The organism is Geobacillus proteiniphilus (assembly GCF_001908025.1).
Taxonomy (GTDB): Bacteria; Bacillota; Bacilli; order Bacillales; family Anoxybacillaceae; genus Geobacillus; species Geobacillus proteiniphilus.
This window is the reverse complement of the sequence record NZ_MQMG01000007.1, coordinates 12,163-27,123: the sequence shown is the minus strand read 5'-3', so window position 1 is coordinate 27,123 and position 14,961 is coordinate 12,163. Positions and strand designations below refer to the sequence as shown.

14 protein-coding genes are annotated in these 14,961 nt (G+C 55.8%); 12 read left to right on the top strand and 2 right to left on the bottom strand.

Features of this window, described 5'->3' with window-relative positions; genetic code table 11:
- Window positions 1–44: 44 nt before the first annotated feature.
- Window positions 45–1,286 carry a glutamate-5-semialdehyde dehydrogenase gene (locus BRO54_RS04000; protein WP_074043198.1) on the bottom strand — a complete coding sequence of 414 codons (1,242 nt, stop codon included), beginning with the start codon at window positions 1,284–1,286 and terminating at the stop codon, window positions 45–47.
- Window positions 1,283–2,407: a glutamate 5-kinase gene (gene proB, locus BRO54_RS03995; protein WP_074043197.1), complete on the bottom strand. Its 1,125-nt coding sequence runs from the start codon at window positions 2,405–2,407 to the stop codon at window positions 1,283–1,285. The genes BRO54_RS04000 and proB overlap by 4 nt, the downstream gene beginning before the upstream one ends.
- 520 nt (window positions 2,408–2,927) lie before the next feature.
- Here proB and ilvD point away from each other — a divergent pair.
- The 12 genes from ilvD to BRO54_RS03935 all read left to right on the top strand — a co-directional run bounded on the left by ilvD (window position 2,928) and on the right by BRO54_RS03935 (window position 14,877).
- The gene (ilvD, locus tag BRO54_RS03990) at window positions 2,928–4,607 is read left to right on the top strand and encodes a dihydroxy-acid dehydratase (RefSeq protein ID WP_013145048.1); all 1,680 of its coding nucleotides are present in this window, start codon (window positions 2,928–2,930) and stop codon (window positions 4,605–4,607) included.
- A gap of 287 nt (window positions 4,608–4,894) precedes the next feature.
- Window positions 4,895–6,226, top strand: coding sequence for a phenylacetate--CoA ligase PaaK (gene paaK, locus BRO54_RS03985; protein WP_074043196.1), 1,332 nt, complete (start codon window positions 4,895–4,897; stop codon window positions 6,224–6,226).
- A 96-nt stretch (window positions 6,227–6,322) separates the two neighbouring features.
- Window positions 6,323–7,291, top strand: coding sequence for a 1,2-phenylacetyl-CoA epoxidase subunit PaaA (gene paaA, locus BRO54_RS03980; RefSeq protein ID WP_011231530.1), 969 nt, complete (start codon window positions 6,323–6,325; stop codon window positions 7,289–7,291).
- A gap of 13 nt (window positions 7,292–7,304) precedes the next feature.
- Window positions 7,305–7,658, top strand: a complete 354-nt coding sequence (gene paaB, locus BRO54_RS03975; RefSeq protein ID WP_074043195.1) for a 1,2-phenylacetyl-CoA epoxidase subunit PaaB — start codon at window positions 7,305–7,307, stop codon at window positions 7,656–7,658.
- On the top strand, window positions 7,634–8,467 hold the full coding sequence (gene paaC / locus BRO54_RS03970; RefSeq protein WP_074043194.1) for a 1,2-phenylacetyl-CoA epoxidase subunit PaaC: 834 nt from the start codon (window positions 7,634–7,636) through the stop codon (window positions 8,465–8,467). Before paaB ends, paaC begins: the two co-directional genes overlap by 25 nt.
- 155 nt (window positions 8,468–8,622) lie before the next feature.
- Window positions 8,623–9,099, top strand: a complete 477-nt coding sequence (gene paaD / locus BRO54_RS03965; protein ID WP_074043193.1) for a 1,2-phenylacetyl-CoA epoxidase subunit PaaD — start codon at window positions 8,623–8,625, stop codon at window positions 9,097–9,099.
- Between the two features lie 24 nt (window positions 9,100–9,123).
- Window positions 9,124–9,435 carry an EthD family reductase gene (locus tag BRO54_RS03960; RefSeq protein WP_011231526.1) on the top strand — a complete coding sequence of 104 codons (312 nt, stop codon included), beginning with the start codon at window positions 9,124–9,126 and terminating at the stop codon, window positions 9,433–9,435.
- On the top strand, window positions 9,428–10,204 hold the full coding sequence (locus tag BRO54_RS03955; RefSeq protein WP_074043192.1) for an enoyl-CoA hydratase/isomerase family protein: 777 nt from the start codon (window positions 9,428–9,430) through the stop codon (window positions 10,202–10,204). The genes BRO54_RS03960 and BRO54_RS03955 overlap by 8 nt, the downstream gene beginning before the upstream one ends.
- Before the next feature lie 12 nt (window positions 10,205–10,216).
- On the top strand, window positions 10,217–10,990 hold the full coding sequence (locus BRO54_RS03950; RefSeq protein WP_074043191.1) for an enoyl-CoA hydratase-related protein: 774 nt from the start codon (window positions 10,217–10,219) through the stop codon (window positions 10,988–10,990).
- A 17-nt stretch (window positions 10,991–11,007) separates the two neighbouring features.
- Window positions 11,008–12,525 (top strand): aldehyde dehydrogenase family protein, encoded by a 1,518-nt coding sequence (locus BRO54_RS03945; protein WP_011231523.1) that lies wholly within the window; start codon window positions 11,008–11,010, stop codon window positions 12,523–12,525.
- Between the two features lie 250 nt (window positions 12,526–12,775).
- Window positions 12,776–13,639 (top strand): 3-hydroxyacyl-CoA dehydrogenase, encoded by an 864-nt coding sequence (locus tag BRO54_RS03940; protein ID WP_074043190.1) that lies wholly within the window; start codon window positions 12,776–12,778, stop codon window positions 13,637–13,639.
- Window positions 13,640–13,665: 26 nt separating this feature from the next.
- Window positions 13,666–14,877 (top strand): thiolase family protein, encoded by a 1,212-nt coding sequence (locus BRO54_RS03935; protein WP_074043189.1) that lies wholly within the window; start codon window positions 13,666–13,668, stop codon window positions 14,875–14,877.
- The last annotated feature ends 84 nt before the right edge of the window (window positions 14,878–14,961 follow it).

Genomic DNA, 14,961 nt, shown 5'->3' with positions numbered 1-14,961 from the left:
TTTTGTGTTGAAAAAGGCTACTCGCTTTGCTGAACGCGATTGTTTCATTCTCGAATTTGCCCCGTCCCATACACGAGCGATTTTGTCGTCGTGATGGCGACAAGCCCCATCGGACCGCGGGCGTGCAGCTTTTGTGTGCTGATGCCGATTTCCGCCCCGTAGCCGAACTGTTCGCCGTCCGTGAAGCGGGTTGAGGCGTTATGGTACAAGACAGCCGCGTCGACCGCTTGGAAAAAGCGGCGGACGTTCGCCTCGTTTTCCGTGATGATCGCTTCCGAGTGCTTCGTCCCGTAGCGGCGGATGTGGCCAATCGCCTCGTCGACATCGGCGACCAGTTTGACCGCTAAAATCGGCGCTAAATATTCCGTATACCAGTCATCTTCTGTTGCCTCGCTGACAAACGGATAGGCGGAGGCAAGACGTTGGTCGCCGCGCAATTCGACGCTGCGGGCGTGAAGCGTCTCAAGCAAGTCGCCGGCATATGGCCAACGCTCATGGATGAGCACCGTTTCGACGGCATTGCAGACCGACGGGCGCTGCAGTTTGGCGTTGAGGACGATATCGATCGCCATTTGCCGCTGTGCTGATTCGTCGATGAAAATATGACAGTTGCCGACGCCGGTTTCAAGCACCGGCACGGTGGCGTTTTCGACGACCGAGCGGATGAGCCCGGCTCCTCCACGCGGGATGAGAACGTCCAAATACTCGTTCAGGCGAAACATGCGCTGGGCCGTTTCCCGGCTTGTGTCTTCGAGCAGTTCAATCGCCGTTTCCGGAACGGCCGTCGTGCGGAGCGCCTCTTTCATGACGCGAACGAGCGCTTTGTTCGAATGAAGCGCTGATGTGCTGCCGCGAAGCAAAACTGCGTTGCCCGTTTTCAAGCAAAGGCTCGCCGCATCAACCGTCACGTTCGGGCGCGCTTCGTACACCATGCCAATGACCCCAAGCGGCACGCGCACCGTTTGGATGCGAAGCCCGTTCGGCCGCGTCCACTCTTCGATGATTTCTCCGACCGGGTCAGGCAGCGAGGCGACTTGGCGGACGCCGCCGATGATTTGGTCAAGACGTTCATTCGTCAGTTGGAGCCGGTCGAGCAACGCGGGCGACAGCCCTTGTTCGCGGCCTTGGACCATATCTTTCTCGTTTTCTTGCAAAATGAAGGTGCGTTCGCGGTCAAGGGTTTGGGCGATCTGTTCCAACGCCGCGTTTTTTTCCTCCGTTGACAGCATGGCGAGCGTTTGTGAGGCGGTTTTCAATCGTTCGGCTTTTTCGAGCAGTTCGCTCATTTCGATACACTCTCCTTTCGCAACGTGACCCAATTGTCGCGGTGGATGACTTCCGGGCGGTGAAGGTAGGAATATTGCCGGGCCTCTTCGCTCGGAAGTCCTTTCACTTTCTCTAAATCGGCGGCGGCATAATACACCTGGCCGCGGCCAATCGTAATCCCTTTTTCATTGACGACATCAACGACATCCATGGCGTGAAAATCGCCGGAAACAGCCGTTACGCCGGCGGGGAGCAAACTTTTCCCACGCATAAGCAACGCTTCCTCAGCCCCGCTGTCGATCGTGATCGTGCCGGCGACAGGAGCATGATAGGCAATCCATTGTTTGCGCATTTGCATTTGTTTCGGAAACGGAGCGCCGATGTACGTGCCGTCTCCTTTTCCAGCTAAAATATCAGCCAGTTTTTCTTTGCCGCTACCTGTGCCGATGAACACGCTGACGCCAAACGAGAGTGCTTTTCGGGCCGCGAGAAGCTTCGAGCGCATCCCACCGGTGCCGACGGCTGAACCGATGCCGCCGGCGGCTTCGATCATCTCATCGGTGATTTCCAGCAAAAAGGCGTATTTTTTCGCCTGCGGATTCGTTTTCGGATTGGCGTCATACAACCCGTTAATGTCGGTAAGCAAAATGAGCGCATCAGCGTGCAAAAAGCCGGCCACGAGCGCCGAAAGCATGTCATTGTCGCCAAATGTCAATTCCTCGATGGAAACGGAGTCGTTTTCATTAATGATCGGCACGGCGCCGTTCTCAAGCAGTGTGGTGATCGTGGCAAACAAGTTGCGGAACCGCTCGCGGCTGTAAAAGTCGCTGCGCGTCAACAACAGCTGAGCGGCCGTAAAGCCGAATTGGGCGAACGCCGAGCTGTATGCCTGCATGAGTAAGCTTTGCCCGACGGCAGCGGCCGCCTGTTTCCCGGCGATCGTCGTCGGGCGCGCTGGGTAGCCTAAGGGTCCGAACCCAGCGGCGACAGCGCCGGACGTGATGAGAATGACGTCATGGCCGAGCTGTTTGAGATAAGCGATCGCCTCAACGTGATCGAACAGTTTGTCATGGCAAAGGCCGCCTTTCGGATCGGTGAGAGAGCTGCTGCCGATTTTGACCACCACGCGCTGCCGTTTCATCGCGTTCCTCCCTCCTTTGCGTGTTGAATGGCATGAGTTGGATCGCCTAGCCGTCCTGCGAAGCGGCCGGCCAATAAAAAACGCTTTTCCTCCTTTTTTGCAAAAGGACGGAAAAGCGTTCCGCGGTACCACCTTTTTTGGCGCACAAAGCGCCCTCCTCTAGCCTGTAACGCAGGCGTGCGGCTTATGTTTGCATAAGCGGCCGTCTAGGGCAGGTTCAACCGGCTTCCCGCGAGGAACCTTCCAGCCTGTGGGTTCCACTCTCTGGCGCGTTCCCTCGGTTTACTAGTCCCGTGCCGTTATCGTTGTTTCATTGTCAAGGATAGCCTTGTGATTTATAGTTTGTAAGAAATTATGACGCCAAATGCTCCGGTTGTCAAGAGGGCCGGCTGATTTTTCTGACTCGTTTTCGCGGAGTAGATAATGAAAGCGCATTCAGAATAAAGATAATTGTCTTTTTATTAGAAAAAGTGGTACAATACTAGCAACCTAGCAATCTGCACGATGGAGGGACCAGGACATGAAAAAGCGGCGCAGCGACATGATCAAAAAAGGATTCGACCGGGCTCCGCACCGGAGTTTGCTGAGGGCGGCCGGCGTGAAAGAGGAGGATTTTGACAAACCGTTCATCGCGGTTGTCAACTCGTACATCGACATTATTCCAGGGCACGTTCACTTGCAAGAGTTTGGGAGAATCGTGAAAGAAGCGATTCGCGAGGCAGGCGGCGTGCCGTTTGAAATGAACACGATCGGTGTTGATGACGGCATCGCCATGGGGCATATCGGGATGCGCTATTCGCTTCCGAGCCGGGAAATCATCGCTGATTCGATCGAAACGGTCATTTCTGCGCACTGGTTTGACGGCATGGTATGCATTCCGAACTGCGACAAAATTACGCCGGGGATGATGATGGCGGCGATGCGGCTCAACATCCCGACGATTTTCGTCAGCGGCGGGCCGATGAAAGCCGGTGTGACGAAAGACGGGCGGAAAATTTCGCTCTCGTCCGTGTTTGAAGGGGTCGGGGCGTATTTAGGTGGAACGCTCGATGAGAAAGGGCTCGAAGAACTCGAACGCTACGGCTGTCCGACGTGCGGATCGTGTTCGGGCATGTTTACGGCAAACTCCATGAACTGTCTCGCTGAAGCGCTCGGGCTCGCTTTGCCAGGCAACGGCACGATTTTGGCGGTCGACCCGGCGCGCAAAGAGCTTGTCCGCCAATCGGCGAAGCAGCTCATGTATTTGATCGAGCATGACATTAAGCCGCGCGACATCGTAACGGAAAAAGCGATCGACAATGCGTTCGCGCTCGATATGGCGCTCGGCGGCTCAACGAATACCGTGTTGCATACGCTTGCGATCGCGAACGAGGCCGGCATCGACTACTCGCTTGAGCGCATCAACGAAATCGCCGCGCGCGTGCCGCATTTGGCCAAACTCGCGCCGGCGTCGGATGTGCATTACATTGAAGACTTGCACGAAGCCGGCGGCGTCTCGGCGGTGTTGAACGAGCTGGCGAAAAAAGAAGGCACGCTTCATTTAGATACGCTGACCGTCACCGGCAAAACACTCGGTGAAAACATCGCCGGCTGCGAAGTGAAAAACTACGATGTCATCCGCCCGATTGACAACCCGTATTCGGAAACGGGCGGGCTCGCCATTTTGTTCGGCAACTTAGCGCCGGACGGCGCCGTCATCAAAACCGGCGCGGTCCAAGGCGGCATCACGCGCCATGAAGGTCCGGCGATCGTGTTTGATTCGCAGGAAGAGGCGCTTGAAGGCATTGCCAGCGGCAAAATCAAGCCGGGACATGTCGTCGTCATCCGCTACGAAGGACCAAAAGGCGGCCCGGGGATGCCGGAAATGCTTGCGCCAACGTCGCAAATCGTCGGCATGGGGCTCGGTACGAAGGTAGCGCTTGTCACCGACGGCCGCTTCTCCGGCGCCTCGCGCGGCTTGTCCGTCGGCCACGTTTCTCCGGAAGCGGCGGAAGGCGGACCGATCGCTTTCATCCAAGACGGCGATATCATCGAGATCGATACGGTGAAACGGACGATCAACGTCAAGCTGTCCGATGAAGAGCTCGAACGCCGGAAAGCGAACTGGAAAGGCTTTGAACCGAAAGTGAAAACCGGGTATCTCGCCCGCTACTCGAAACACGTCACATCGGCGAGCACGGGGGGGATTATGAAGATTTAGCCGATTTCTGTAAGAACGTTGTCCCCTTCCAAGCGTGCGAGGGACGCCACTAGACGATCAGGATCAAAAGAGGCGGTTTTTCCGCCTCTTTAATTTATTTTGGAAAGGGGCGTCCATCGCCTCTTTTTTTTACAGCTTTGTCCGCCTGAAAATCCGTTGACATTTTCAAATATTTAGCCTATTTTAAAATTAGATATCATGATAAAACTATATAACGTTTGTATAACGTTATATAGTTTTGTATTTTCCATTTTTATGAAAGCGCTTTAAAAGAGGGGGCGGAAACGATGATTTTGCATGACATCGAGACGGCCGCACGCAGCGAACTGGAGGCGCTCCAGCTCAAGCGGCTGCGGGCGACGGCGGAGCGTGTGTATGAGCGGGTGCCGTTTTACCGGCAACGGTTTGATGAAAAGGGAGTGAAGCCGGAGGATATTCGCACGCTTGAGGATGTGCGCAAACTCCCGTTTACGACAAAGCGGGATTTGCGGGACCATTATCCGTTTGGTTTGCTCGCGGTCGATCTTTCCCAATGCGTCCGTGTGCACGCATCAAGCGGCACAAGCGGCAAACCGACGGTGGTCGCTTATACAAAGCAGGACATTGACCATTGGGCCGATATTGTGGCGCGAGCGATTGTCATCGCTGGTGGGAAACCGGGGGATGTGATTCACAATGCCTATGGATACGGGCTGTTTACCGGCGGCCTTGGGCTGCATTATGGCAGCGAGCGGCTTGGGGCGGTGACGGTGCCGGTATCTGGGGGCAACACCGACCGGCAAGTGATGATCATTGAAGATTTTCAGCCGACCGTCATTTGCGCCACGCCGTCCTATGTATTGAACATTGCTGAGCGGATGAAAGAGCTGGGCAAAGATCCGCGGCAAACATCGCTGAAATACGGCATCTTCGGTGCGGAACCGTGGTCCGAGGAAATGCGGCGCACGCTTGAAGAGACGTTTGATATGAAGGCATGTGACATTTACGGACTGAGTGAAGTGATCGGCCCAGGGGTGGCGATGGAGTGCCATGAAGCGCAAAACGGCCTCCATATCGCCGAGGACCATTTCCTTGTTGAAGTGATCGACCCGAAAACGCTCGAGCCGGTGGCGGAAGGGGAAGAAGGAGAGCTTGTTTTTACGAGTTTGACGAAAGAGGCGTTCCCGGTCATCCGCTACCGGACAGGCGATATCGCTTCCGTGACGAGAGAGCGGTGTGCTTGCGGGCGGACGACGGCGCGTATGTCGCGGGTCAAGGGGCGGGTTGATGATATGATCATCATCCGCGGCGTCAATGTGTTCCCGTCGGAAATTGAACACCATCTGCTTCGCGTCTCGGAACTGGCTCCGCACTATCAGCTGCATCGTCTCCGCCACGGACATTTGGAAGCGCTCGAGCTGCATGCGGAAGTGACCGATCGTTTTTACAGCGAGGTCGGCGGAGATTTGCAAAGCGAGCAGGCCGCTGCCCTTGTCCGGCGCATTCAGTCATTGTTGAAAACGCACTGTCTCATTTCGATTGACGTCCGTCTCCATTCGCCGAAAACGCTCCCGCGCTCGGAAGGAAAAGCGGTTCGCATCGTTGACCGCCGCCATCTTGAAGCACCGCAATCCATCTGATAGAGAAAGAGAAAAAAACGATTGCAAAATATATAACATTAAAATATAATAACGTTAAACAAACGTTGTATATTTTAAATGAGAGGTGGATGGGGGATGGCGGCTATGATGACGTTCACCCGCCTGTCAGATGAGGAGAAATACGAACGGTTTATGCAGCGCATCGAGGCGGGGGAAAAGATCGAAGCCGATGACTGGATGCCGGATGAGTATCGGGTGACGCTTATCAAGCTCATTGCGATGCATGCGGTGAGCGAAATTATGGGAGCGCTTCCGGAAAAAGAATGGGTGCCGAAAGCGCCGTCGCTGCGCCGGAAGCTTGGCATCATGGCGAAAGTGCAAGATGAGATGGGGCACGGCCAGCTGCTGCTTCGGGTGGCGGAAGATTTGATGGCCCCGCTCGGCAAAACGCGGGAAGATATTATCGAAGATTTATTGAACGAACGGTTGAAGTTTCATAACGTGTTTCATATGCCAGCGCCGACATGGGCGGACGCCGGGTTGATCGGCTGGCTCGTCGACGGAGCGGCGATTATGACGCAGACGAACATGCTGGATGCCTCATACGGACCGTACGCACGGGCGCTGAAGCGCATTTGCGCCGAGGAAGTGTTTCACGCCCAGCACGGCGAGTCGATCATTTTGGCGCTCGCCGAAGGGACGAAGGAGCAGAAAGAGATGCTGCAAGAGGCGCTCAACCGTTGGTGGGAGGCGTTGCTCATGTTTTTCGGCCCGCCGACGGCCGACACGACGGGAACTTCGAAGCAAGACATCACGATCAAATACCGCATCCGCACGAAAACGAATGAACAGCTGCGCCAAGACTTCTTTACGAAATATGTGCCGCGCATTTGGGCGCTCGGACTGAAGATTCCTGATGAGACAATGCATTTTGACAAAGAGAAGGGCCAATGGATTTACCGGCAGCCGGATTGGGAGCGGTTTAAAGAGATCATCCGCAACAACGGGCCGAAGTCGCAAGAGCGGCTTGAGCTTCGGCGGACGGCGTATAAGCAGAACGCGTGGGTGCGCGAGGCGCTCAGCGCCGTACGGACGGCTGGATGAGAGGGGGATGTCCATGGCGGAGAAAGAACAAGGATTTTATCAAGTGTTTGAAGTGTTCAGCCGCAAAGCGCCGGATGCGCCGATGCAGCATCAATTCAGTCTGCTTGCCCCCAATGAGGAGATCGCGCTCGTGATGGCGCAGGAAAACTTTATGCGCCGCGAGCCGGTCGCTGACCTTTGGGTCGTGAAGCGGGACTATATTCGGCGGATGAGTGAAGAGGAAAAAGCAGCGCTCAAGCGGCTTGATAACAAAGATTACCGGTTGACGCGAGGATATGGAGACTTGAAAAAACGGTGGCGGAAATATGAGCAAGAAGCATTCGATGAGAAGGAAATTTTGTCATGGAAAGGCGAGATTCGGCGATGAGCGAAAAACCGATTCACTTCCATCCAGACGGTCAAGAAGCGCTTGTCGAGCTATTGTTTCAGCTCGCGGATGATGATTTTTTGCTTGCCTACCGCGGCTCGGAATGGCTTGGGTTGGCGCCGCATATCGAGGAGGACATTGCCTTTTCTTCCATCAGCCAAGATACGATGGGGCATGCGACCATGTATTATCAGCTGCTTGAAGACCTTGGCTGTGGATCAGCCGACGAACTGGCGCACGCCCGGCCGGCTTCGGCCCGGCGCAATGCGGTTTTGCTCGAACGGGCGAACGGCCCGGGGCATTATTTGCGTGAGCCTCGCTATGACTGGGCGTTTACCGTTGTTCGCCAATATTTTTATACGCAGGCGAAGCGCGTCCGTCTCGAGTCGCTGACCAAAAGCAGCTATGCCCCGCTCGCGGAAGTGGCGGCGAAAATTCAAGTGGAGCTGCACTACCATTTGCTTCATTGGCATACGTGGTTTGTCCAGCTGACGAATGCCCCTTTGGAAGCGCGGACGCGAATGACCAAAGCCATTCAGGATGTGGCCGCTGATTTTGCCGGCGTATTGACGCTCGGGGCGAAAGGAACGGAAATGGTGCGGTGGGGGCTGATTGATGAGGAAAAGGTGCTGACGGAAAACACGATTGCCGCGCTGGCGCCGGCGTTTGCCGAAGTGGGGCTTGATTGGCCGATGCCGTTTGGCATGAAACATGGCAACGGCCGCAACGGCGAACATACGCCGGATTTGGACGAAGCGCTGGCGACGTTGTCAGAAGTATACCGCGCCGTCCCGCATGCGATATGGTAATGTCCGCGCCGCTGTTGGCCAAAGTGCGGCGTTGGGCATGACGCCTCTTTGTGACGGCGAAGTGTTTGTTGAAGGAGCAAAACGGCGCAGCATTGGCGGCACTACGCAGCCAAAGCGGGAAAACGGCAGCGGGTTGGAAAATGTGAGGGAGAACCATGACAAATGAAGAGGTTTGGAAAGCGTTAGAAACGGTGAAAGACCCAGAAATTCATTCGATTAGCATTGTCGATCTTGGGATGGTGGAACAGGTTGACGTTCGGGATGAAGCGGTCTCGGTCTGTCTGTTGCCGACGTTTCTCGGGTGTCCGGCGCTTGATATCATCCGCACCCGGGTTGAGGAAGCGGTGAAGCAAGCAGGAGCCTCGGCGGTGACGGTTGAGTTTCTCCGCCATCCGCCATGGACGTCCGACCGGATCAGCGAAGCCGGACGGGAGCGGCTGAAGCAGTTTGGCATCGCTCCGCCGCCGCGGCAAATGCCGTCAGGGGCATGGCAAGTGGCGTGTCCATATTGCGGGGCGGAGCGGACCGTCATGGAAAATTTGTTTGGCCCGACCGCCTGCCGCAGCATTTTCTACTGCAAACAATGCAAAAATCCGTTTGAGGCGATGAAGCCCGTATTAATTTCAGGATAAGAAAAGGGAAAGGGGACGTTCGTGATGTTTAAAATGATCGCCTTGTACAAACAGCCGAAAGATAAGGAGCAGTTTGACGCCCATTATTATGGGACGCATGTGCCGTTGACGGAAAAAATTCCTGGCCTCCGAAAAATCAAGGTGACGAAAATTACGGGGACGCCGATGGGGACGGAGAGCGAGTATTATTTGTTGTGTGAAATGTATTACGATAGTCAAGAGGCGTTTCAAGAGGCGATGAAAACGAAAGAAGCGAAGGCATCGGCAAAAGATGTCATGTCATTTGCCGGCGACCTCGTCACCTTTATGGTCGGTGAGGAAGTGGAACATGAGTGAGTTTGTTTCCATTGCGGCGCGTCAAGAGGGAGCGGTCGGCATCATCGAGCTCGCCCGTCCTGATGTATTGAATGCGCTGAGCCGTCAAATGGTGGCGGAAATCGTTGCGGCAGTGGAAGCGTTTGATCGGAATGAGAAGGTGCGTGTCATTGTGTTGACCGGGCGTGGACGGGCGTTTGCGGCTGGGGCGGATATTCAAGAGATGGCAAAAGATGACCCCATTCGTCTTGAGTGGCTGAACCAGTTTGCCGATTGGGATCGCCTGTCCATCGTGAAAACGCCGATGATCGCCGCTGTGAACGGGTTGGCGCTAGGGGGAGGTTTTGAGCTGGCGCTTTCGTGCGACTTGATTGTCGCGTCGTCGGCGGCCGAATTTGGCTTTCCAGAAGTGAACCTTGGCGTCATGCCAGGTGCGGGAGGCACGCAGCGGCTGACAAAGCTCATCGGTCCGAAGCGGGCGCTCGAGTGGCTTTGGACTGGGGCGCGTATGTCGGCGAAAGAAGCCGAGCAGCTGGGGATTGTCAACCGCGTCGTCAGCCCGGAGCTTTTAATGGAAGAAACGATGCGGCTGGCCGGGCGTCTCGTTGAACAGCCGCCTTTGGCTCTCCGGCTGATCAAAGAGGCGGTGCAGAAAGCGGTCGACTATCCGCTGTATGAAGGCATGCAATTTGAGCGGAAAAACTTTTACCTATTGTTCGCCTCGGAAGACCAAAAAGAAGGAATGGCGGCATTCCTCGAAAAACGAAAGCCGCGCTTCCAAGGAAAATAAGGGGGGCGTTCGATGTACGAAACGATCCGTTATGAAGTGAAGGGACAAGTCGCCTGGCTGACGCTCAACCGCCCTGATCAGCTCAATGCGTTTACGGAGCAGATGAATGCGGAAGTGACAAAGGCGCTAAAACAAGCAGGGGCGGATCCAAACGTCCGCTGCGTGGTGATCACAGGCGCCGGTCGGGCGTTTTGTGCGGGGGAAGATTTGAGCGGCGTGACGGAAGAAATGGACCATGGCGACGTGCTGCGCTCCCGATACGCGCCGATGATGAAAACGCTTCATCATCTTGAAAAACCGGTTGTCGCGGCGGTGAACGGGGCGGCGGCCGGCGCGGGCATGAGCTTGGCATTGGCTTGTGATTTCCGGCTCCTTTCGGAAAAAGCGAGTTTCGCTCCCGCGTTTATTCACGTCGGTCTTGTGCCGGACGCGGGCCATCTGTACTATTTGCCGCGTCTTGTCGGGAGGGCGAAGGCGCTTGAGCTTGCGGTGCTCGGGGAAAAAGTGACCGCCGAGGAAGCAGCTGCGCTCGGACTGGCGACAAAGGTGATTCCTCTCTCTGATTGGGAGGAGGAAGTAAAGCAGTTTGCCGAGCGGCTCTCTGCCATGCCAACGAAGGCGATTGGACTCATCAAACGGCTGCTTCGCGAAAGCGAGGAAACGACGTTTGACCGCTACCTCGAACGGGAAGCGGAATGCCAGCGCATTGCGGGATTGACATCCGACCACCGCGAAGGCGTCAAGGCGTTCTTTGAAAAACGAAAACCACTATTCCAAGGAAACTAAGCAAGGGGGAAAAAACGATGGCGACTGTCAAACAAAAGAAAATGGAACCGATGCCGACCAAACGTGATTTCTATCATTTGATTGTGAACGGGGAGCGGGTCGAAAGCGCCTCGGGCGAAACATTTGTGGTGACCAATCCGGCCACTGGCGAACCGGTCGCCCGCGTCGCCAAAGGGACGCGCGAGGATGCCGAACGGGCGGTGCAGGCGGCAAGGCAAGCGTTTGACCGTGGGAAATGGCGTCATTTTCCGGTGCAAAAACGGGCGCGCATCTTGTACCAAATTGCGGCCATCATGCGCGAACGTTTTAATGAATTGGTGGAATTGGAAATTTTGAATACCGGCAAAGCGTTGTCGGCTGCTCAAGGGCAAGTAATGCAGGCGATTGAAGACTTTGAATTTTTCGCCGGGGCGATCATTGGGCACCGCGGGGCGGTCAACCCGATGCCGGGGGCGTTTCACAACTATACGGAAAAAGAGCCTGTCGGTGTGTGCGCCCAAATCATTCCTTGGAACTATCCGCTCATGATGGCGGCTTGGAAAATCGCGCCTGCCATTGCCGCTGGATGCTCGGTCGTCGTTAAACCGGCGTCGCTGACGCCGCTCACCTGCCTTGTGCTGGCGGAAATTTGCCATGAGGCCGGCGTGCCGGAAGGGGTCGTCAATGTGGTGACGGGCGCCGGAGCGGAAGTTGGGGACTATTTGGTCGAACATCCGCTCGTCGACAAAGTGGCGTTTACCGGATCGACGCCGGTGGGGAAGGAAATTATGGAGAAGGCGTCGAAAACATTAAAACGGGTGACGCTCGAGCTGGGGGGCAAATCGCCAAGCCTTGTGTTTGCGGACGCTGATTTAGAAGCCGCTGTCGCCGGCTCATTGTTCGGCATTTTCTACAACAGCGGCCAATCGTGCGAGGCGCGTTCCCGCTTGTATGTGCATGAAAGCATCTATGACGCGTTTATGGAAGCGTTCGTGGCCAAAACGAAGCAGCTGAAACTCGGCGATCCGTTTGATGCCGGCACGCATGTCGGGGCGATCATCAGCCGCGGGCAGCTGGAAGTGATTGACGAATATGTGCAATCGGCTGTCGCCGACGGAGCGACGGTCGCTGCCGGGGGAAAAGAGGCGGTTGTCGCTGGGTTTGAAAACGGTTACTGGTATGAACCGACGATTTTGACGAACGTGAACCATCAAATGAAAGCGGTTCGTGAAGAAATTTTTGGACCGGTTGTCGTCGTGATGAAATTCCGCGATGAAGCCGAAGCCATTGAATTGGCGAACGACAGCGACTATGGACTGGCCGCCGCGATCTGGACGAAAGATCATGGCCGCGCCGTTCGCGTAGCGAAACAGCTGCGCTCCGGCATTGTCATGGTCAACAGCCCATTCTCCGCTTTCCCAGGCACGCCGTTTGGCGGCTACAAACAGTCCGGATTTGGGCGCGAGCTGTCTGTCGAGGCGCTTGATTTGTACACAGAAACGAAAAGCGTGCTGTCGTATTACGGCCCGCGTCCGCTTAATCCGTTTGGCGTCTAAGGGCTTTTGCCGTTTTGTGTTTGCCCATATACGAGAGCGTGTCGCGTCCTTGGAAGCAACGTTCAGTTTGCCGCCCTTGAAGGCAAGAGCTGGTTAGGGCAAGCGTGGAGAGACACGCCCGCTCGTTTGCCGAGCACCCCGTCGCTCTTGATGGGGTGCCCATTCATTTGACGGCGTCCGCCGCTTGGCGAAAGGCACGCCGGCTTGATACATCAGCCGTCATATGCGAAAAAAGGAGAGGGGGAAGACGATGATCGAACGCCTTGTTGTTGTCGGCAGCGGCGTGATGGGGAGAGGCATTGCTTATGTCGGCGCTGTCGGCGGGTTCCAGACGACATTAGTGGACATTAAGCAAGAACAATTGGAGAGCGCCCAGAAGGAGATTGCTTCGATTTTTGAACAAGCGGTCGCTCGAGGGAAATTGACCGCTGGCGAGCGGCAAGAAGCCGAGGCGCGCCTGTCGTATTCACTTGATTTGGCGGCCGCTGTGCGCCATGCCGATTTGGTGATCGAGGCGGTGCCGGAAAAGCTTGAATTGAAAAAGCAAGTGTTCGAGACGATTGACGCCCATGCGCCGGCGTCGTGCTATTTTGCGACGAATACGTCCACCATGAGCCCGACCGAAATCGGTTCGTTCACGAAGCGGCCGGAGCGGGTGATCGCCATGCACTTTTTCAATCCGGTTCATAAAATGAAGCTTGTGGAAATCATCCGTGGCCTTGAGACGAGCGACGAAACGGCGCAAGTGGCGAAAGAAGCGGCCGAGCGAATGGGAAAAGAGACAGTGGTTGTCAATGAATTTCCGGGATTTGTCACGAGCCGGATCAGCGCCCTTGTCGGCAATGAAGCGTTTTACATGCTGCAAGAAGGGGTCGGGACGCCCGAAGAGATCGACAAGGCGATCAAGCTCGGCCTCAATTTCCCGATGGGGCCGTTTGAGCTCGCTGATTTAGTTGGGCTTGATACGAGATTGAACAACTTAAAATATTTGCACGAAAAACTCGGAGAAAAATACCGCCCAGCGCCGCTTTTGGAGCAATACGTCAAAGCAGGGCGTCTCGGCCGCAAAACCGGCCGCGGCGTCTATGACTATACGAATCGGGAAAATCGCTGATTCGCTGGAAAAGGAAGGGAGAAAATATGAGCAGAGAAGTTGTGATTGTCGATGCGGTGCGCACGCCGATTGGCCGCTACAAGGGCGCGCTAAAAGAAGTCAGGCCGGATGATTTGGCGGCTGTTGTCATTCGAGCGCTCATCGAGCGAAATCCGAATGTGCCGGTCGAGCAAATTGATGACGTTGTCTTTGGAAACGCCAACCAAGCCGGCGAGGACAACCGAAACGTCGCCCGCATGGCGGCGCTGTTGGCCGGGCTGCCGATTGAGGTCGCAGGGGTGACGGTCAATCGGCTGTGCGGTTCAGGGCTTGATGCGGTCAATTATGCGGCGCGGGCGATTTTGGCCAATGAGGCGGACATCATGATCGCTGGCGGCGTGGAAAGCATGACGCGCGCCCCGTTTGTCATGGCCAAACCGTCAAGCGATTTTCCGCGCGGCAACATCGAGATGTATGACACAACGATCGGCTGGCGCTTTATCAACCCGAAAATGCACGAAATGTATGGCACCGACAGCATGCCGCAAACGGCGGAAAATGTGGCGAAGCGATTCGGCATTACGCGCGAGGCGCAAGATGAGTTTGCTTACGAAAGTCAAATGAAAGCGAAACAAGCGATCGAAACGAATCGGTTTGCGGATGAACTCGTGCCGGTCGTTTATCACGACCGGAAAGGCAACCGCGTCGTCGTCGACAAAGATGAGCATCCGCGTCCGGATACGACGCTTGAGAAGCTGGCGAAGCTGCCGCCGTTGTTTGAAAACGGCACGGTCACGGCGGGTAACTCGTCCGGCATTAACGACGGGGCGGCGGCGCTGCTAGTCATGAGCGCAGAGAAGGCGAAGGAACTCGGCTTAAAACCGCTGGCTGCTTATGTCACCTCGGCGGTCGCCGGCGTTGAACCGGCCGTGATGGGAATCGGTCCGGTTTTTGCGACGCGCAAAGCGTTGCGCCGCGCCGGGTTGTCGCTTGACGACATCGGGCTTGTCGAGCTGAACGAGGCGTTTGCCTCGCAAGCGCTTGAATGCATCCGGCAGCTTGAGCTCGATCGGGCGAAAGTGAACGTCAACGGGGGAGCGATTGCCCTCGGCCATCCGCTTGGCGCGAGCGGCGCCCGCATTTTGACGACATTGATTTACGAAATGCGAAAACGCGGCGTCACCTATGGCTTGGCAACGATGTGCATCGGCGTCGGCCAAGGAATCGCGACGATTGTGAAAAACGCGGACGAACGGTGAGAACGCTTGCCTTGGTTCGGCGGAAAGGCTGGTTATATTCAGACGACGGCCCGTCATACAGCCGGTCTGGTTGAATGACGTCTG

Coding starts and splice junctions, on each gene's coding strand:
- BRO54_RS04000 (WP_074043198.1), bottom strand. CDS start 1,286: ATGAGCGAACTGCTCGAAAAAGCCGAACGATTGAAAACCGCCTCACAA.
- proB (WP_074043197.1), bottom strand. CDS start 2,407: ATGAAACGGCAGCGCGTGGTGGTCAAAATCGGCAGCAGCTCTCTCACC.
- ilvD (WP_013145048.1), top strand. CDS start 2,928: ATGAAAAAGCGGCGCAGCGACATGATCAAAAAAGGATTCGACCGGGCT.
- paaK (WP_074043196.1), top strand. CDS start 4,895: ATGATTTTGCATGACATCGAGACGGCCGCACGCAGCGAACTGGAGGCG.
- paaA (WP_011231530.1), top strand. CDS start 6,323: ATGGCGGCTATGATGACGTTCACCCGCCTGTCAGATGAGGAGAAATAC.
- paaB (WP_074043195.1), top strand. CDS start 7,305: ATGGCGGAGAAAGAACAAGGATTTTATCAAGTGTTTGAAGTGTTCAGC.
- paaC (WP_074043194.1), top strand. CDS start 7,634: ATGGAAAGGCGAGATTCGGCGATGAGCGAAAAACCGATTCACTTCCAT.
- paaD (WP_074043193.1), top strand. CDS start 8,623: ATGACAAATGAAGAGGTTTGGAAAGCGTTAGAAACGGTGAAAGACCCA.
- BRO54_RS03960 (WP_011231526.1), top strand. CDS start 9,124: ATGTTTAAAATGATCGCCTTGTACAAACAGCCGAAAGATAAGGAGCAG.
- BRO54_RS03955 (WP_074043192.1), top strand. CDS start 9,428: ATGAGTGAGTTTGTTTCCATTGCGGCGCGTCAAGAGGGAGCGGTCGGC.
- BRO54_RS03950 (WP_074043191.1), top strand. CDS start 10,217: ATGTACGAAACGATCCGTTATGAAGTGAAGGGACAAGTCGCCTGGCTG.
- BRO54_RS03945 (WP_011231523.1), top strand. CDS start 11,008: ATGGCGACTGTCAAACAAAAGAAAATGGAACCGATGCCGACCAAACGT.
- BRO54_RS03940 (WP_074043190.1), top strand. CDS start 12,776: ATGATCGAACGCCTTGTTGTTGTCGGCAGCGGCGTGATGGGGAGAGGC.
- BRO54_RS03935 (WP_074043189.1), top strand. CDS start 13,666: ATGAGCAGAGAAGTTGTGATTGTCGATGCGGTGCGCACGCCGATTGGC.